Origin of the sequence: Streptomyces sp. BB1-1-1, from assembly GCF_031597775.1 — a bacterium.
Taxonomy (GTDB): domain Bacteria; phylum Actinomycetota; class Actinomycetes; order Streptomycetales; family Streptomycetaceae; genus Streptomyces; species Streptomyces thinghirensis.
This window is the reverse complement of record NZ_CP134203.1, coordinates 1,651,707-1,669,540: the sequence shown is the minus strand read 5'-3', so window position 1 is coordinate 1,669,540 and position 17,834 is coordinate 1,651,707. Positions and strand designations below refer to the sequence as shown.

Annotated in this window: 16 protein-coding genes; 9 read left to right on the top strand and 7 right to left on the bottom strand. The window is 74.6% G+C overall.

What is annotated here, in order from left to right; translation table 11 throughout:
* Positions 1-3 precede the first annotated feature (3 nt).
* From RI578_RS07745 to RI578_RS07735, 3 genes are read right to left on the bottom strand one after another with little or no spacing between them, the layout of a single operon-like run.
* Complete coding sequence (locus RI578_RS07745) at positions 4-342, bottom strand: Asp23/Gls24 family envelope stress response protein (RefSeq protein WP_310870399.1); 339 nt, start codon at positions 340-342, stop codon at positions 4-6.
* Entirely contained in the window at positions 339-1,013 is a 675-nt protein-coding gene (locus tag RI578_RS07740) for an Asp23/Gls24 family envelope stress response protein (protein WP_310870398.1), read from the bottom strand. Before RI578_RS07740 ends, RI578_RS07745 begins: the two co-directional genes overlap by 4 nt.
* On the bottom strand, positions 1,004-1,546 hold the full coding sequence (locus tag RI578_RS07735) for an RNA polymerase sigma factor (protein WP_310870397.1): 543 nt from the start codon (positions 1,544-1,546) through the stop codon (positions 1,004-1,006). Before RI578_RS07735 ends, RI578_RS07740 begins: the two co-directional genes overlap by 10 nt.
* 193 nt (positions 1,547-1,739) lie before the next feature.
* On the opposite strand from RI578_RS07735, the gene RI578_RS07730 reads away from it, so the two are divergent.
* The 6 genes from RI578_RS07730 to RI578_RS07705 all read left to right on the top strand — a co-directional run bounded on the left by RI578_RS07730 (position 1,740) and on the right by RI578_RS07705 (position 6,786).
* Positions 1,740-2,267, top strand: a complete 528-nt coding sequence (locus tag RI578_RS07730; protein ID WP_310870396.1) for an Asp23/Gls24 family envelope stress response protein — start codon at positions 1,740-1,742, stop codon at positions 2,265-2,267.
* Between the two features lie 30 nt (positions 2,268-2,297).
* Positions 2,298-2,483, top strand: a complete 186-nt coding sequence (locus tag RI578_RS07725; RefSeq protein WP_310870395.1) for a hypothetical protein — start codon at positions 2,298-2,300, stop codon at positions 2,481-2,483.
* A gap of 226 nt (positions 2,484-2,709) precedes the next feature.
* Positions 2,710-3,876 carry a DUF6286 domain-containing protein gene (locus RI578_RS07720; RefSeq protein WP_310870394.1) on the top strand — a complete coding sequence of 389 codons (1,167 nt, stop codon included), beginning with the start codon at positions 2,710-2,712 and terminating at the stop codon, positions 3,874-3,876.
* A 218-nt stretch (positions 3,877-4,094) separates the two neighbouring features.
* Complete coding sequence (locus RI578_RS07715) at positions 4,095-4,679, top strand: hypothetical protein (RefSeq protein ID WP_310870393.1); 585 nt, start codon at positions 4,095-4,097, stop codon at positions 4,677-4,679.
* Positions 4,676-5,545: a YihY/virulence factor BrkB family protein gene (locus tag RI578_RS07710; RefSeq protein WP_310870392.1), complete on the top strand. Its 870-nt coding sequence runs from the start codon at positions 4,676-4,678 to the stop codon at positions 5,543-5,545. The genes RI578_RS07715 and RI578_RS07710 overlap by 4 nt, the downstream gene beginning before the upstream one ends.
* A 131-nt stretch (positions 5,546-5,676) precedes the next feature.
* Positions 5,677-6,786, top strand: coding sequence for a winged helix DNA-binding domain-containing protein (locus tag RI578_RS07705; RefSeq protein WP_310870391.1), 1,110 nt, complete (start codon positions 5,677-5,679; stop codon positions 6,784-6,786).
* A 112-nt stretch (positions 6,787-6,898) separates the two neighbouring features.
* Here RI578_RS07705 and RI578_RS07700 read toward each other — a convergent pair whose 3' ends face one another.
* The 3 genes from RI578_RS07700 to RI578_RS07690 all read right to left on the bottom strand — a co-directional run bounded on the left by RI578_RS07700 (position 6,899) and on the right by RI578_RS07690 (position 11,744).
* Positions 6,899-7,687, bottom strand: coding sequence for a serine protease (locus RI578_RS07700; protein ID WP_310870390.1), 789 nt, complete (start codon positions 7,685-7,687; stop codon positions 6,899-6,901).
* Positions 7,688-7,958: 271 nt separating this feature from the next.
* Complete coding sequence (locus RI578_RS07695; RefSeq protein WP_310870389.1) at positions 7,959-10,790, bottom strand: AAA family ATPase; 2,832 nt, start codon at positions 10,788-10,790, stop codon at positions 7,959-7,961.
* A gap of 168 nt (positions 10,791-10,958) precedes the next feature.
* On the bottom strand, positions 10,959-11,744 hold the full coding sequence (locus RI578_RS07690; RefSeq protein ID WP_383552892.1) for a response regulator transcription factor: 786 nt from the start codon (positions 11,742-11,744) through the stop codon (positions 10,959-10,961).
* Positions 11,745-11,937: 193 nt separating this feature from the next.
* Between RI578_RS07690 and RI578_RS07685 the strand changes: the two genes are divergently transcribed.
* A complete protein-coding gene (locus RI578_RS07685; RefSeq protein ID WP_310870387.1) occupies positions 11,938-13,611 on the top strand; it encodes an AMP-binding protein in 1,674 nt (557 codons plus the stop codon).
* Complete coding sequence (locus RI578_RS07680) at positions 13,608-15,188, top strand: AMP-binding protein (RefSeq protein WP_310870386.1); 1,581 nt, start codon at positions 13,608-13,610, stop codon at positions 15,186-15,188. Before RI578_RS07685 ends, RI578_RS07680 begins: the two co-directional genes overlap by 4 nt.
* A gap of 18 nt (positions 15,189-15,206) precedes the next feature.
* On the opposite strand, the gene RI578_RS07675 is transcribed toward RI578_RS07680, so the two are convergent.
* Complete coding sequence (locus tag RI578_RS07675; RefSeq protein ID WP_310870385.1) at positions 15,207-15,893, bottom strand: hypothetical protein; 687 nt, start codon at positions 15,891-15,893, stop codon at positions 15,207-15,209.
* A gap of 146 nt (positions 15,894-16,039) precedes the next feature.
* On the opposite strand from RI578_RS07675, the gene gcl reads away from it, so the two are divergent.
* Positions 16,040-17,824, top strand: a complete 1,785-nt coding sequence (gene gcl / locus RI578_RS07670; protein WP_310870384.1) for a glyoxylate carboligase — start codon at positions 16,040-16,042, stop codon at positions 17,822-17,824.
* Positions 17,825-17,834: the final 10 nt, after the last annotated feature.

Sequence of the window (17,834 nt, the reverse complement as noted above, 5' to 3'; positions counted from 1 at the left end):
GGCTCATACTGCGTTGGTGACGGTCACCGTCACCTGCGCGCCGGGCGCCGTCTCCGCGAGGGCCGTGGCCACCGCGTCGCGTACGGCGCGGGCGACGGTCAGGGCGCGGTGGCCGCGGTGGACGACGACCTGGACGTCCACCTCCCACGGCCCCGTCCCGGAGGCCCGGGTCACCCGTACGCCCGCCGACGTCCGGCCGGCCGGGAGCGGCGGTCCGGTGCGGGCGGAGCCGCGGAACAGGTCCACGAGTCCCGGCCGCAGGAAGGCCACACCGGGCACGTCGGCGGTGACCCGGGCGACGGTGCCGGCGAGGGCGTCCCGGCCGGTGGCGGCAGCGGTCACGGTCGTTCCCCTTCTTCTTCGTTGGTGTCCGAATCCGTCTCGGCCGGGTCCGTCACGTCCGTGATGTGCACGTCCACGTCCGCCACCGGCAGCCCCAGCGCCTCGTCCGCCGCCCCGCGCACCCTTCGGCGGATCTCCTCCGCGAGGTCGGGCAGGCCCGGCGCGATCGGCACGACGACCTCCAGCCGCACCCGGACCGGCCCGCGCGCGGGCACACCGCCGGCTTCGGCGGGCCGGATCCGGCAGGAGCCGGCCCGCACGCCGGGAACGGTCTCGGCGGCGGCCCGCAGCGTCTTGGCGGCCATCGCCTCGCGCACCCACAGGTCCTCCTCCCACTCCCCGAGGGGCAGCGGCGGCCCGGGCCGCAGCTCCAGCCGGACGACGTCCATGACGCGTTCGGTCAGCGCCCCGGCGTCCCACTCCGGCTCCCGCCCGCTCCCGGCCTCGCGCACCGCCGCACCGAGCAGGTCGAGTTGCCGGACGGCCGCCGCGCAGTGCGGGCAGGCGCGCGGGTGCGGGTCGTCCGCGCCCTCCTCCCGGGTCTCCCACACCTCGGACAGCAGCCGCCCGCACGCCAGCCGCTCGTCGTCCGGCAGACCGTCCGCCGTGCCGTCCGCGCCGCCGGGCCCGGCGCCGGGCCCGGGCAGCTCCGCCCCGGTGTTCATCGCCATTCGGTCATCGCCTCCGTCAGGCAGCGTCGTGCGCGGAACACCCGGCCGCGGGCAGCCTCGGGGCTGATCCCGACCGTCTCCGCGATCGTCTCGTACGACAGACCCTCCAGCTCTCTGAGCACCCAGCAGACGCGCTGCTCGGGGGAGAGCGCGGACAGCGACCGGCCCAGCGCCACCGCGGCGGCGTGCGACTCGGCGGCCCGGGCGGGCGAGGCCACGTGGTCCGGCGCGACGGGCTCGGGCACGCTGTCCAGGTCCGTCACGGGGCGCCGGGAGCGCAGCATGTTCAGGCACCGGTTGACGACGATGCGGTGCATCCAGGTGGCGAAGGCCGACTGCCCGCGGAACTCCGGCAGCCTGCGCCAGGCGCTGACGAACGCGTCCTGCACGGCGTCCTCCGCCTCGGACGGGCTCCCCAGCATGCGCGCCGCGAGCCGCAGCAGCCCGGGCGCGTGCCGGCGCACGAGCGCCTCGAAGGCGTCCTCGTCGCCCTCGGCGGCCCGTACCGCGAGCAGTCCGTCGTCCCCCGGCACGTGCGCTCCCTTCCGTCGTTCCCACAGTCCCCGCAACGGGTTCCCCGGTTGGACACGCCGACCGCGCCCGGCGTTACGCGGACCCACCGAAAAGGTCGGCGCGGAAGAAATTCCCCTCGACCGCGTAACGCCGTACCGCCACCCGTGTCCAACGTCCAGAAGCACCAAACGACCACGGCTGACGGAGGACACCATGACGACGGCACCGCAGACGACCGCGACGGAGAAGAAGAACGGCATCACGGGCCAGGCGGGCGGCACCGGCCGGAGCGCGCAGGGCGGCGCGACGACCACGGTGAGCGGCGGCTCCACCGGGGCCACCGAACCGGCCGGCACGCGCGGCCGCACGTCCATCGCCGACGTCGTGGTCGTCAAGATCGCGGGCATGGCGGCGCGGGAGATCCCCGGCGTGTACGACATGGGCGGCGGCCTGTCCCGCACCATCGGCGCGGTCCGCGACCGGGTGCCCGGCGGCCGGCCGAACGTGGGCCGCGGCGTGAAGGTCGAGGTCGGCGAGCGGCAGACCGCGATCGACCTGGACCTGGTCGTCGAGTACGGCGTACCCATCGCCGACCTCGCCCGGGACGTCCGGGAGAACGTGATCGACGCGGTCGAGCGCATCTCCGGCCTGGAGGTCGTCGAGGTCAACATCACCGTCAACGACGTCCACCTGCCCGACGACGAGGACCCGGAGCGCCCGGTCGAGACGCGCGTCGAGTAGGGACCGGTTTCGCAGAGGCGGAGGTGAGTGATGAGCAGAGCGATGACCGGCATGCTGGTGGGCATGGCGCTGGCCTTCGCCGGCTGGTTCGGCGGCTTCGGTGCGTTCCTGCTGGTGGCCGCGCTGGGCGCGGTCGGCGGCGTCCTGGGACGCCTGATGGACAACGGCACGGACTGGCGCGAGTTCCTGGCCCCCGGCGACCGGAGGACACGGTGACGGGGGCGGGGGGTCCCGGCGGTGGGGCCGGGCCGGCGTCGGGCTTCGGCGGTGGGGCCGGCCTGCCATCGGTTTCCGGCGGTGGGGTCGGCCTGCCATCGGGCTTCGGCGGTGGGCTCGGCCTGCCATCGGTCTCGGGCGGTGTGGTCGGCACGGCGCCGGCCCCCGGCGGTTCCAACGGCACGGACCGGCGTGAGTCCCCGGCCCTAGGCGACCGGAGCGTGCGGTGACCGGGGCGCCGGCCCGGGGCGGTGCGGCCGGCCTGCCATCGGTCTCCGGCGGTACGGCCGGCCTGTCGTCGGCCCCCGGCGGTGGGGCCGGCACGGCACCGGCCCCCGACGGCCCCAACCGCACGGCGCCCGCCGACCGCGGCAGGACCGTCGTCGCCGACCGGGCCGTGCGCCGGATCGCGGAGCGCGCGGCCGGTGAGGCCGACCTCGGCGGGCGGCGCGCCCAGGTCGTGCACGGTACGGCGACGGTCGACGGACGCCGCGCCGACGTCTCCGTCGACGTGCGGCTGCCCTACCCGGCGGTGCTCGGGGAGGCGGGGGAACGGGTCCGTGGCCGGATGGCGGACCGGGTCGCCGAGCTGAGCGGCCTCTCCGTGCGGGCGGCGACCGTCCGCGTCCAGGCGCTGACCGCGGACCGGGCGGCCCCGCCGCCGCCCACCGCCGACCGGGAGCGGCCGTCCGGCCGGGCCCGGCGGCCCTGGTCGCCGCGCCGGGTCCCGGCCGCACTGGTGTCCCTGACCGCGGCCGCGGTGTGCGCCGTCCTCCTGTACGACGTCCTGTCCGTGCACCTCGCCGACCGGCGTCCGGCCGGCTGGCGCACCGGGGCGGTCGACTGGCTGGCGGCACACGGCCCCGGGGACGGCCCGGTCGTGGCGGGCGGCGCCGTCGCCGCCCTCCTGGGCGTCTGGCTGCTGTGGCTGGCGGCGACACCCGGCCTGCGCGGGGTGCTCCCGATGGCCCCGGCGTCCGGGCACCGCCGGCAGCGAGCGGTGCTGGAGCGGTCGGCGGCGGCGGAACTGCTGCGCGACGCCGCCGCCGCCGTACCCGGCGTGACGGACGTCCGGGTGCGCTGCGGCAGACGGCGCGTACGGCTGCGGGCCCGCCTCGGTTTCGGCGACCGGCCCGCGGCGCACGCCGCCGTCCGTGCCGCGGCCGACTCCACCCTGGCCGGTCTGGGCCTGTCCAGGCCCCTGAAGTCACGCGTCACCCTGCGCACGGAGCCCTACTGGCGCCCGCCCGGGACAGCCGTCGCGGACGGCCCGGGGACCGCGGACGGCCCGGGGGAGTCCTCCGACTCGGCGCCGGGGGACCAGCGGGCGCTGGACATGCCGGAGGCGCCGAGCGCCGCGGGGCGGCCGGACCGCGAGGGAGGCGCGCCGTGAGCACGCCGCGCATGCCCCCGCACACCGAGCCCTCCCGGCGGCCGCCGGCGTCCCGTGACTCGACGCGCGGGGACGCGATCGGCGTCGGGCGTCAAGGCCGCGGGGGAGACACGTCGTGCCCCCGCCCCGCACCGAGCCCCACGGGGTGCACCCCGCACCGGTGGCGGCGGCGAACCGGGGCAGCCGTATGACCGGACGTCCGTGAAGGAGACCGACTCGTGAACCCGTTGCGCAACACCGTCAACCGCGCGCTGCTCGCGCTGACCGGGACGGCTCTGCTGGCCGGCGGTGGGTGGCTCGCCCTCACCGCCGGCCCGGTCGCCGAGCGGCTGCCCGGGTGGTGGCCCGGCCCGGGCTCCGGCACGGTGCTGCTGGACCGCGCGGGCCTCGCCGACCTCCGCGGCCACGGTTGGTGGACCGTGGTGGCCGTCGCCGGCCCGGCCCTGGCGCTGCTGCTGTGCCTCACCTGGCTCCTGGCCCAGTCGCGACCCGGCGGACGCCGCCGGCTGCCGCTGGCCGGACCGCCCCTCACCCTGCGCTCCCGCGCGCTGGCCGACGCCGTCGCCCGGCGCGCCGAGGCCACCCCCGGGGTCGCCCACGCCCACGTACGACTGCCCGCGGGACCGAAGCGGTCGCGGGCCCGCGTACGCCTGCTGCTGGAGCCCGACGCCGCACCCGGACCGGTCCTGGAACGGCTCACCCACGGCGCACTCGACGAGGCCCGCCGGTCCCTGGCTCCCCACCCGCTGGACACCCACGTCCGCGTGGGCGCGCGGTCCCGCCGCGAGCGGCGTACGCGATGACGGCCCACCCGGAGGCACGGCTGACCCGGCTCAGGGACCGTTCGGTGCCGTGGACCGGGGCGCTGCGCCGGGTGCCGCGGGCGATGTGGGACGACAACGTCTCGGACTGGGCGGCGGCCCTCACCTACTACGCCGTCCTCGCCCTGGTGCCCGCCCTCGTCGTCACCGCGTCCGTCATCGGCCTGGTGGCCCCCGACCTGACGGACCGTCTCATCGCGGACGTGACGTCCTGGGCGCCCGCGCAGTCCGGCGCCGAACTGCACCGCACCCTGCACGAGATGGCCGGGCAGCGCTCCGCCGCCCTGACCGTGGCCGTGGCGGGCGGCGTCGGCGCGCTCTGGTCGGCCTCCAGTTACCTGGCCGTCTTCCGGCGCGCCCTGCACGACATGCACGGCGTCCCCGACCGGCGCCCCCTGTGGCACCGGCTGCACCGCATCGTCCTGACCGCGCTGAGCCTGCTCGGACTGCTCGTCGCCAGCGCCCTGGTGCTGCTGCTGACCGGACCGCTGGCCCAGGCGCTCGGCCGGTGGGTCGGCATCGGTGCGACGGCGGCCACCGCATGGTCCGTGCTGCGCTGGCCGCTCCTGCTGTGCCTGGTCGCGCTGCTGGTCCTCGTCCTGTTCCGCACCGGCCCCGCGGCGGCCCGCCGAAGCCGCCAGGCCCTGCCCGGCGGCGCCCTGGCGGCGCTGCTGTGGCTGGCCTCCTCGGCGGCCTTCTCCCTCTACGCCTCCGGCATCGGCACCTACGGCAGGCTGTACGGCTCCCTGGCCGGCGTCGTCGTCTTCCTGGTGTGGCTGTGGGTGTCGCACCTCGCCCTGCTGGCGGGCGCCCGCTTCGCGGTGGAGCTGAGCCGGGCCGAGGACTGAGGCCGGGGACCGGACGAGGACTGACCGGGGACCGGACGAGGACCGAGGCCGGGGACCGGACGAGCGGTGCCCCGCGCTTCCGGGCCGCTCGCGGACAGAGGCTGTCCGCGAGCCCCGCTACCGTGCACACCATGACGACCAAGGCACGAACGACGACGGCCCCCGTCCTCGGCACCCGCGCCCTCAACCGGGCCACGCTGGCCCGGCAGTTGCTGCTGCGCCGCGCGTCGATGTCCGCCGAGGCCGCCGTCGCCCACCTCGTCGGACTCCAGGCGCAGAACGTGAAGCCCCCGTACTACGCGCTCGCCGCCCGCCTCGACGGCTTCACGCCCGACGACCTGTCCGGGGCGATGGCCGACCGCCGGGTCGCCCGCCTCGTCACCATGCGCTCGACCATCCACACTCACACCGCCGACGACTGCCTCACCCTGCGTCCGCTGGTGCAGGCCGCCCGGGACCGGGAGCTGCGGAACTTCCGCGACGGCCTGGTGGGCGTCGACCTGGACCGGCTCACCGTCCTCGCCCGCGAACTCGTGGAGGCCGAGCCGCGCACCCTGGGCCGGCTGCGCGAGGCCCTCCTCGCCGAGTGGCCGGACGCCGAGCCGCAGGCGCTGTCCGTCGCCGCCCGCTGCCGGCTCCCGCTCGTGCAGGTGACGCCGCGTGGGCTGTGGGGGAGGAGCGGCCAGGTCACGCTCACCACCGCCGAGCACTGGCTCGGACGTCCCGCGCTGCCCGCGCCGGCACCGGACGACACCGTGCTGCGCTACCTCGCCGCCTTCGGTCCCGCCTCCGTGCGGGACATGCAGACCTGGGCGGGACTGACCCGTCTCCGGGACGCCTTCGAACGGCTCCGCCCCCGGCTCGTCACCTTCCGGAGCGAGGACGGCACCGAGCTGTTCGACCTCCCCGACGCGCCCCGCCCCGACCCGGACACGCCGGCCCCGCCGCGCTTCCTCCCGGAGTTCGACAACCTGCTCCTCTCCCACGCCGACCGCACCCGCGTCGTCCCGCCCGCGTACAAGGGCCGCACCTGGAAGAAGAACCAGGCCTACCGCGTGCTGCTCGTCGACGGCTTCGTGGCCGGGCTGTGGAAGCTCGACGACGACGCGCTCGTCGTCGAGCCCTTCGACCGCCTCACCCAGGCGCACAAGGACGAGGTCGCGGCCGAGGGGAAGCGGACGCTGGCGACGATGCACCCGGGGGCGGCGTACGACGTCCGCTTCGGCACGGTGCGCGAGTGACCGCGAGTGACATGGAGAGGGGGCGTTGCGGGCCGCTCGTGGAGGCTCGCAACGCCCCCCGGTCTTTCACCTGAGAGGTACTCAGGAGATCAGGAGAGCCGCCGGGTCGGGGCTACGAGGTGACCTGCGCGGTCACCAGGTCCGAGAACGTGGTCAGCCGGGAGTAGACACCCGGGTGACCGGCCCGGGCGCAGCCCTCGCCCCAGGAGGTGACGCCGGCCAGGACGCCCCCGACGAGCAGGGGTCCGCCGCTGTCGCCCTGGCAGGTGTCCACACCGCCGGAGGTGTATCCGGCGCACACCATGTCGCTCGCGACGAAGTCGGAGCCGTAGGAGCCGCGGCAGCTCGTGTCCGAGACGACCGGCACGGTCGCGGTCCGCAGCTGGTTGGAGGAGCTGCCGTTCTCCCGGGTGGTGCCCCAGCCGAGGACGCGGGCGGTGGTGCCGGCCGCGTAGACGGAGGTGTCCGAGGAGGAGACGTACTTCGCCGGGGTGTACGGCATCGACCTCGACAGGGTCAGCACGGCCACGTCCTCGCCGTTGGTGGCGCCGGTGTAGCCCGGGTGGATCCAGATCCTGCTGACCTGGGCGACCGTACCGTTGCTGCCGTTGAGGTAGGTGCGTCCGCCGACCACGCGCACGCTGCGGGTGGTCTCGCCGACCATGCAGTGGGCGGCGGTGACGACCTTGGTGGGACTGACCAGGGTGCCGCCGCAGAACTGGTTCTGCGAGGCGTCCGTGACCTGCATGACGAACGGATAGGCGCTCGTCGTGGTGGTCGTACCGCCGACGATCGGCTGCGGTGCGGCGACGGCGGAGGGGGCGGCGAGCAGCGCGGTGGCGGCGGCGCCGGCGGTGGCCAGGGCGGCGGCGGCCGATCTGGCGCGGGTGAGCCCGAACATGAGTCTCCTCAAGGGGTTGCCGGTGGGGGGTCGCACGGGCGTGGGGGGTAGCACGGGGGTCTCGGGACAGACCCCCGTATGCCCGGGCGAGCGGCACGTGCTCACGCTAGAACCGGCGGTACGGACCGCCCAATGAGGGAAGCCCCTAGGGGAGTCGGGCAGGGAAAACCCTCGGTCCACCGTCGGTAAACCCTGCCCGTCTCGGGCTGGTGAGCCCTGCCCTCCTCAGTCGGTGAACCCCGCCCTTCTCAGGTCGGTGAACCCCGCCCTCTCAGTCGGGGCGCCGGCCCGCCGCCAGTCTGACGATGTCGACCCGGGATCGGATCCCGAGTTTGCGGTAGACCCGGGTCAGGGTCGCCTCGACGGTCTTGACGCTGACGAACAGGCGGGCGGCGATCTCCCGGTTGGTCGCGCCCTCCATGACGAGCGCGGCCACCTGACGCTCCATCGAGGCGAGCCCCGCCAGAGCGTCCGGCACGGCGGGCGGCGCCGGTGGCGGCCCCGCCGCCTGCGCCGCGACCGCCGCCTCCACCTGCCGCAGCCAGGGCAGCGCCCGGCAGCGCCGGAACAGCCGGGCCGCCTCGTCGTACGACGCCGGTCCGGCCGCCCGCCCCGGCCGTCCGGCGTGCAGCACCGCCAGCGCGAAGGCCGCCCGCGCCTCCTCCAGGCCGTAGCCCAGCCCGGCGAGCCGCTCCCGCGCCGACGCCAACCGGGTGACGGCGGCCCGGTGTTCGCCCCGCGCCGCCCGCACCTGTGCCTCGGCCCGGTCCAGCACGGCGAGCACGCTCTCCCGTCCGAGCCGGAGCGCGTGCGCGCGCGTGACCTCGATGACGTCCTGGGCCTCGGCCGGCTCCCCGGTGCGCACCAGGGCCTCGGCGAGGTCGCCCTGCCACCGGCCGCGCGCCGGGTCGGTGATGCCCGCGCCGGCCTCCAGCTCCCGCACCCGGCGCAGCGCCCGCACGGCCGCCCCGGCGTCGCCCGCCACCAGGCTCGCGTGCCCGAGCGCGGCCAGCGCCCGCGACAGGTACACGGCGTCGCCGTCCTCCTCGGCCCGCCGCACCGCCTCCCGCGCCAGCGCCAGCGCCCGTTCCACGTCACCGCCGGCGGCCTCGGCGAGCGCCGCCTGCATCGCGCCAGCGCCCTCGCCGATGCCCGCGTCCCGCGCCAGCGTCAGGCTCTCCCGGGCCAGTTCGAGGGCTCGGCCGCAGTGCCCGGAGTGCAGTTCGGTCTCGGCGAGGAAACGCAGGTAGTGGACCTCGCTCTCGGCCATGCCGCGCCGGCGCACCTCGCGCAGCAGCGCGGTGACGGTGGTCCGCGCCTCGGCCAGCCGGTCGCTCATCACCAGCCACCTGAACCGCGAGGAACCGGCCCCGTTGTGATGGCACGCCACCCGGGGGTCCTGCGGCTCCTCCAGCGCCCGCCGGATGGTCGCCGGGGCGCCCGGATGCCCCATCAGCGTCTCGGCCTGGGCCTGGAACGCGAGCGCGAGCACTTCGGTGCGCCGGTCCCCGGCCCGCGCCGCCAGCCGGGCCGCGTGCGCGGCCTCCTCCCGGCCCTGCGCGAAGTCGCCCTGCACCACCAGCGAGCGCCACGCCAGTTGGTAGTGGACCAGGGCGAGCAGCCGCGGGTCGTCACCCGCGTCGGCCAGGGCCTGCGGGAAGACGGCGTCGACCTCGCCGATGGCCTGCCCGGCCGCCTCGATCACCACCATCCAGGCGCGTACCCGCTCGCCGGGCACGCCGGTCCGGGTCAGCACCTCGCGGGCGATGTCCCGGGCGAGGTCCGGCTCGCCGGCGGTGATCGCGTCCTCGGCGGCCGTCAGCCGGCGCTCGTCCGGGCCGGGGGCGCTGTCCGCCGGGGTGTGCCGGGCCGCGAGCAGCCCCAGCGACGCGGCCACCGACGGCGCCCCGCGGTCCCGGGACAGCGCGGCGGCCTCCGCCAGCCGGGCCGCCACCTCCGGGTCGGTGCCGGTGGTGGCCAGGGCCAGGTGCCGGGCGCGCTCGATCGGGTCGGAGGCCGCCGTGGACAGCGCGGCGTGCGCCGCCCGCCGCTCCGGCGCCGGTGCCTCGGCGTACAGCGCGGCCGAGATCAGCGGGTGCGCGAACCGTACGGTCGGACCCTCCGGGTCGGTCGCCAGCAGCCCGAGCGTCGCCGCCTGGGCGGTCTCGGCCTCCGCGTTCTCCCGGCCGGCCGCGTGCAGCAGCGCCGGGGTGGGGCGGGCACCGGCGCTCGCGACCAGGAGGGTGCGCCGCGCCTCGTCCGACAGCATCTCCAGCCGGGACAGGACCAGGGCGCGCAGCGAGGTCGGCACCGGCAGCGGCTCGCCCGGCCGCGGCGGGGTGGGGCTCTCGGCCAGCGCCCGGCCCAGCTCCAGGGCGAACAGCGGATTGCCGCCGCTGGTGCGGTGGATGTCGCGGACCGTGGAGCGGGGCAGGCCCGCGTAGCCGCGCTCGTCGAGCAGCGTCGACACCTGGGCGCGGGTCAGCGGGCCGAGGCGGACCGCGCGGGTGTCCGGCGGGGACGCGCGCAGATGGCGGTCGTACGCCGCGCCCTCGGTCTCCGGTCCCTCCGTCCGCACCGCGCACAGCAGCCGTACCGGGGTGTCGCCCAGGCGGCGGGCGGCGAAGCCGAGGAGTTCCGCGCTGGCCGGGTCGAGCCACTGCAGGTCGTCGGCGACGACGAGGACGGGCCCCGCGGCCGCGAGCGCGCGCAGCGCGGAGAGCACGGCCAGGCGCAGCGCGAGGCCGTCGCGCTGGAGCGTGGACTCGCCGCGCCCGGTGAGCGCCGACTCCAGCGCGGTGCGCTGGGCGGCGGGCAGCCCGTCCGACACGTCGTCCAGGACCAGCCCCAGGAGGTCGGCGAGGGCCAGGAAGGGCAGATGGGATTCGGACTCGGTGGCCGAGCAGCGCAACACGGTACGGGCGGTGCGGGCATATTCCGCGGCCAGGGTCCGCAGGACGGTCGACTTTCCAATTCCCGCGGGCCCGTGCAGCAGCACACTCCCCCCTCGGGCGAGCTGCTCACGCGCCGCGCCGAACGACTCCTCCCGCCCGATGACCAGGTCGGAACGGCACCCGCCAGACTCCGCGAAGTCCCGTCGCACGGTGACCGCTCCCCTCCGTATGTCGTGTCCCGGCCAATATTAGGCATCGGTCCATTGAATTACGGGGGCACGAGCAGGTGAGGCGAATAACAAACGGCGGCACCGAAAACAAAGGCCGCGGAAAAACACCGCGATTGCCCGCCCACGACAGCGGCACCGCTCCACCCCCTACGGCAGCCACCCCGCCCTGCGCGCCGCGACGACCGCCTCTCCGCGCGTCCGGGCGCCGAGCTTGCGCATGGCCGAGCGCAGGTAGCCCTTGACGGTCTCCGGCCGCAGGCCGAGCCGCTCCGCGGCCGCCGCGTTCGTCGCGCCCGCGGCCACGCAGGCCAGCACGTCCATCTCGCGCGGAGCCGGCCGGGGCCCCTGGGCGGCGGGCCCGCTCCCCACCGCGAGCAGGCCGCACGCGCGCAGCAGTTCGTCCCGCAGCGACGGGTCCGCGATCCTGGGCGCCAGTGCCCGCAGCGCCGCGTGCGCCTCCCGCACCTGTTCCCAGGCCGCGGCGCCCGCGGCGTCGCCCGCCGGCTCCGGCCGGGCCGCCGCGAGCAGTTCACCCGCCTCGTCCCGCAGCACCAGCGCCTGCTCCACGTCCCGCGCCGCCGCCACGGCCGCGCTCAACGTGCGCTCGCCCAGCGGCTGGGCCGTGCGCAGGGCGCCGTACAGCACGCCGCGCACCCGGCGCCGTACGACCACCGGCACCGCCAGCACCGAGCGCAGGCCCTCGGCGGCGACCGGGAGGTCGTACTCGTGGCTGATGTGCCGGGAGACGGAGTAGTCCGTCACGGCGCACGGCCGGGTGAGCTGCACGGCCTTGCCGCCCAGCCCGTTGCCCGAGACCACCGCGAGGGCGCTGAGCGCGGTCGTGGCGGTGCCGCTCAGCTCGCTGATGCGCACCCGCCGCCCGGACTCCACCAGCCCGCCGAAGGCGACCGGCAGCCCGGTCGTGCGCCGCATCCTCACCAGCGCGTTCCGGATCTCCACCCCGTCGGCCGCGTCCACCGCCACTCGTTCCGCCCTCCCTCGCGCCCGTTCGGGGCCCACGCCCCCGTCCGGGACGCACACCCCCGTTCGGGGGTAGTGAGACCTGCATCACGGATTAGACGATGGCACAGAGCCGCCCGGCAAGGTCCGGCACGAAGGAGGACAGATGACGACGGCCACGGAGCTGTTCCGCAGCGCACGGGACTTCCTGCTGGAACACCGCGAGGACTACACCGCCGCCCACGAGGGCTTCACCTGGCCCCGCCCCGAGCACTTCAACTGGGCGCTGGACTGGTTCGACGTCATCGCCGACGGCAACGAGCGCACCGCCCTGCACATCGTCGAGGAGGACGGATCCGAGGTCCGGGTCTCCTTCGCCGAGATGTCCGCCCGCTCCGACCGGGTCGCGAACCGGCTGCGCGAGTGGGGCGTCGGCCCCGAGGACCGCGTCCTCGTCATGCTCGGCAACCAGGCCGAACTGTGGGAGACGGCGCTCGCGGCGATGAAACTCCGCGCCGTCGTCATCCCGGCCACCCCGCTGCTCGGCCCCGCCGACCTCCGCGACCGCGTCGACCGCGGCCGGGTGAGCCATGTCGTCGTCCGCGCCGAGGACACCGGCAAGTTCGCCGATGTACCCGGTGACTACACGCGCGTCGCGGTGGGGGGAACGACGGAGCCCGGCTGGCGGCGTTACGAGGACGCGTACACGGCCTCCGACGCCTTCACCCCCGACGGCCCCACCGCCGCCGACGACCCGCTGATGCTGTACTTCACCTCGGGCACGACCGCCCGCCCCAAGCTGGTCGAGCACACCCACGTGTCGTACCCCGTCGGGCACCTGGCGACCATGTACTGGATCGGGCTCAAGCCCGGCGACGTGCACCTGAACATCTCCTCGCCCGGCTGGGCCAAGCACGCCTGGTCGAACCTGTTCGCGCCGTGGAACGCCGAGGCGACCGTCTTCCTGTACAACTACACCCGGTTCGACGCGGCCCGGCTGATGGCCGAGATGGACCGGGCCCGGGTGACCACCTTCTGCGCGCCGCCGACCGTGTGGCGCATGCTCATCCAGGCCGATCTCACCCAGCTCGCCACCCCGCCGCGCGAGGTCGTCGCCGCCGGTGAGCCGCTGAACCCCGAGGTGATCGAACAGGTCCGCCGCTCCTGGGGCAGGACCATCCGGGACGGCTTCGGACAGACCGAGACCGCCGTCCAGGTCTCCAACAGCCCCGGCCAGGTGCTCAAGACCGGTTCCATGGGCCGCCCCAGCCCCGGCTACCGCGTCGAACTGCTCGACCCGGTCACCGGCGCGCCCGGCGTGGACGAGGGCGAGATCGCCCTGGACCTGTCCGACCGCCCCGTCGGCCTGATGACCGGCTACCACGGCGACCCCGACCGCACCGCCGAGGCGATGGCCGGCGGCTATTACCGCACCGGCGACATCGGCGCCCGCGACGCCGACGGGTACCTGACGTACGTCGGCCGCAGCGACGACGTCTTCAAGGCCTCCGACTACAAGATCTCCCCGTTCGAGCTGGAGAGCGCGCTGCTGGAGCACGCGGCGGTCGCCGAGGCCGCGGTCGTGCCCGCGCCGGACGAGCTGCGCCTCGCGGTGCCGAAGGCGTACATCGTCCTGGCGGCCGGCTGGGAGCCGGGCCCGGACGTCGCGAAGGTGCTGTTCGAGCACTCCCGCGAGACCCTTGCCCCCTACAAGCGCGTCCGCCGCCTGGAGTTCGGCGAGCTGCCCAAGACCGTCTCCGGCAAGATCCGCCGTATCGAACTGCGCGAGGCCACGGCGGCGGGCTCGGACGCCGAGTACCGCGAGGAGGACTTCCGGTGAACTCGTACACCCACGGGGTCGGCGACACCCCGCTGCTCGGCGACACCATCGGCGCCAACCTGGACCGCGCGGTCGCGGCCTGGCCGGATCGCGAAGCGCTGGTCGACGTGGAGAGCGGGCGGCGCTGGACGTACGCCCAGTTCGCCGCCGACGTCGACGAGTTGGCGTACGCGCTGCTCGCGAGCGGGATCTCCCGGGGTGACCGGGTGGGCATCTGGGCGGTCAACTGCCCCGAGTGGGTGCTCGTCCAGTACGCGACCGCCCGTATCGGCGCGGTCATGGTGAACATCAACCCGGCCTACCGCACCCATGAGGTCGAGTACGTCCTCAACCAGGCCGGTGTCTCGCTCCTGGTCGCCTCCCTCAGCCACCGGACGAGCGATTACCGGGCGATGGTCGAGCAAGTACGGGGCAAGTGCCCGCGGTTGCGGGAGACGGTGTTCATCGGGGATCCGAGCTGGGAGGCGCTGACCGCGCGCGGGACGCCGGCGCCGTTCGAGGAGCTGTCCTGCGACGACCCGATCAACATCCAGTACACCTCCGGGACGACGGGCTTCCCGAAAGGGGCGACGCTCTCCCACCACAACATCCTCAACAACGGTTACTTCGTCGGGGAGTTGGTCGCCTACGACGAACAGGACCGGATCTGTGTCCCGGTCCCGTTCTACCACTGCTTCGGCATGGTCATGGGCAATCTCGCCGCCACGTCCCACGGCGCCTGCATGGTGATCCCGGCCCGCACGTTCGACCCGAAGGCCACGCTGGAGGCCGTCCAGCGGGAGCGCTGCACCTCTCTGTACGGCGTCCCCACCATGTTCATCGCGGAGTTGAACCTCCCCGACTTCGCCTCCTACGACCTCACCTCCCTGCGCACCGGCATCATGGCCGGCTCGCCCTGCCCGGTGGAGGTCATGAAACGGGTGGTCGCCGAGATGCACATGGAGCAGGTCTCCATCTGCTACGGCATGACCGAGACCTCACCGGTCTCGCTCCAGACCCGGATGGACGACGACCTCGAACACCGCACCGGCACGGTCGGTCGGGTCCTGCCCCACATCGAGGTCAAGGTCGTCGACCCGGTCACCGGCGTGACCGTGCCGCGCGGCGACGCCGGCGAGCTGCGCACCCGCGGCTACAGCGTGATGCTCGGCTACTGGGAGGAGCCCGAGAAGACCGCCGAGGCGATCGACGCCGGCCGCTGGATGCACACCGGCGACCTGGCGGTGATGCGCGAGGACGGCTACGTGGAGATCGTCGGCCGCATCAAGGACATGATCATCCGGGGCGGTGAGAACATCTACCCGCGCGAGGTCGAGGAGTTCCTCTACGCCCACCCGAAGATCGCGGACGTCCAGGTCGTCGGCGTACCGCACGAGCGCTACGGCGAGGAGGTCCTCGCCTGCGTCATCCCGCGCGACGCGGCCGATCCGCTCACCCTGGAGGAGCTGCGCGCCTACTGCGAGGACCAGCTGGCCCACTACAAGGTGCCCAGCCGCCTTCAGATCCTCGACTCCTTCCCGATGACCGTCTCCGGGAAGGTGCGCAAGATCGAGCTGCGGGAGCGGTACGGCGCGTAGGGCGCACCGAGTGGGAGATCAGCCGGCCGTGGCGTCCAGCGCCACGGCCGGCGCGTTGACCGGGCGCGGCACACCCGCGGGGTCGAGGACGAAGAGCGCGACGCCCAGCGGATCGGCGCGGGCGCGGGCCTCCTCGGCGTACCCGGCGAGGGAGAAGTAGACGCAGGTCGCGGACTCCGCCATGGCGGTCAGCCACAGGCACTCCACGTCCCGGGCCGAGGCCGGTCCCACCGTCGGATCCACCTGGACGACGATGCCGGGCGCGGCCAGCCCGATGCCGGACACGGGCCGCTGCTCGGCGCGGCGGACGTCCCGGTGACCCAGCCCGCGCAGATACAGGACAGCGGCGGTGACCGCGTCGCGGGCGGTGCGGATTGGGACGGCCCGGTGGGCCGGGACCCGCGACCCGGGGGTGCGCCCGGACCGGCCGGTGGCCGCGCGGTCCACCGGCACGCACAGCACCGTCCCGCACGAGCAGCCCAGCTCCGGCCGCGGCCACCGGCTCTCGGTCCCGCAGGCCGCGCAGCGCACGCCGATCCACTCCTCGTCCCACGTCCGGTGGGTGACCGCGGTCGGCGACCCGCGCGGATCGAGCGCCGGGGCGACGGGCGCCCCGCACGCACAGGGATATGCCGGTGCCGTGTAGCGGTGCCGGCGCCCGCAGGCGGTGCAGCACACCGAGATGGTCTCGGACATGGCCCCCATCGTCCTCTCTTGACGACCCTCCGCTACCCACTTACATTACTTCCAGATCGTAGAAAACAAATTTCGCTATACGGAAGTTGCTACGGAAGAGCTCACCGCGGGGCGCGACGGGCGTGCGAATCCGAAAGCCGGAGCAGGAGTACTCGATGGCTCGTATGACCGCTGCCCGAGCGGCAGTTGAGATCCTCAAGCGCGAAGGCGTCACCGACGCGTTCGGTGTGCCGGGCGCGGCGATCAACCCCTTCTACGCGGCGCTCAAGGCATCCGGCGGCGTGAACCACACCCTCGCCCGCCACGTCGAGGGCGCCTCGCACATGGCCGAGGGCTACACCCGGACCCACCCCGGCAACATCGGCGTCTGCATCGGCACCTCCGGGCCGGCCGGCACCGACATGATCACCGGCCTCTACTCGGCGATCGGCGACTCGATCCCGATCCTGTGCATCACCGGCCAGGCGCCGACCGCGGTGATCCACAAGGAGGACTTCCAGGCCGTCGACATCGCCTCCATCGCCAAGCCGGTGACCAAGATGGCCGTCACCGTCCTGGAGGCCGCGCAGGTCCCCGGCGTCTTCCAGCAGGCGTTCCACCTGATGCGCTCCGCCCGGCCCGGCCCGGTCCTGATCGACCTGCCGATCGACGTCCAGATGACGGAGATCGAGTTCGACCCGGACACCTACGAGCCGCTCCCGGTCTACAAGCCGGCTGCGAGCCGCGCCCAGATCGAGAAGGCCATCGGCCTGCTCAACGCCTCCGAGCGCCCGCTGATCGTGGCCGGCGGCGGTGTCATCAACGCCGACGCCGCCGACCTGCTTGTGGAGTTCGCCGAGCTGACCGGCACCCCGGTCGTGCCGACCCTGATGGGCTGGGGCCTGCTGCCCGACGACCACGAGCTGAACGCCGGCATGGTCGGCCTGCAGACCTCGCACCGCTACGGCAACGCGACGTTCCTGGAGTCCGACTTCGTCCTCGGCATCGGCAACCGCTGGGCCAACCGCCACACCGGCAAGCTCGACGTCTACACCGCCGGCCGCAAGTTCGTCCACGTCGACGTCGAGCCGACCCAGATCGGCAAGATCTTCGCCCCGGACTACGGCATCGCCTCCGACGCGAAGGCGGCCCTGAAGCTGTTCGTCGAGGTGGCGAAGGAGCTGAAGGCGGCCGGCAAGCTGCCCGACCGCTCCGCGTGGGCGGCCTCCGCCCAGGAGAAGAAGGCGACCCTCCAGCGCCGTACCCACTTCGACGACATCCCGATCAAGCCGCAGCGCGTCTACGAGGAGATGAACAAGGCCTTCGGCCCGGAGACCCGGTACGTCTCCACCATCGGCCTCTCCCAGATCGCCGGCGCCCAGATGCTGCACGTCTACCGTCCGCGGCACTGGATCAACTGCGGCCAGGCCGGCCCGCTCGGCTGGACCGTCCCGGCCGCGCTCGGCGTCGCCAAGGCCGACCCGGACGCGCAGGTCGTGGCGCTCTCCGGCGACTACGACTTCCAGTTCATGATCGAGGAACTGGCCGTCGGCGCGCAGCACAAGATCCCGTACGTCCACGTCCTGGTCAACAACTCGTACCTGGGCCTGATCCGCCAGGCGCAGCGGGCGTTCGAGATCGACTTCCAGGTCAACCTGGAGTTCGAGAACATCAACTCGCCCGAGCTGGGGGTCTACGGCGTCGACCACGTCAAGGTCGCCGAGGGCCTCGGCTGCAAGGCGATCCGGGTGACCGACCCGGGCGAGCTGGGCGCGGCCCTGGAGCAGGCCAAGAAGCTCGCCGCCGAGCACCGGGTGCCGGTCGTGGTCGAGGCGATCCTGGAGCGCATCACCAACATCTCCATGTCGGGCACCAACGACATCGGCAACGTCATGGAGTTCGAGGAGCTGGCGACCGAGCCGGGGCACGCCCCGACGGCGATCCGGACCCTGAAGGCCTGACCCGCGCGCA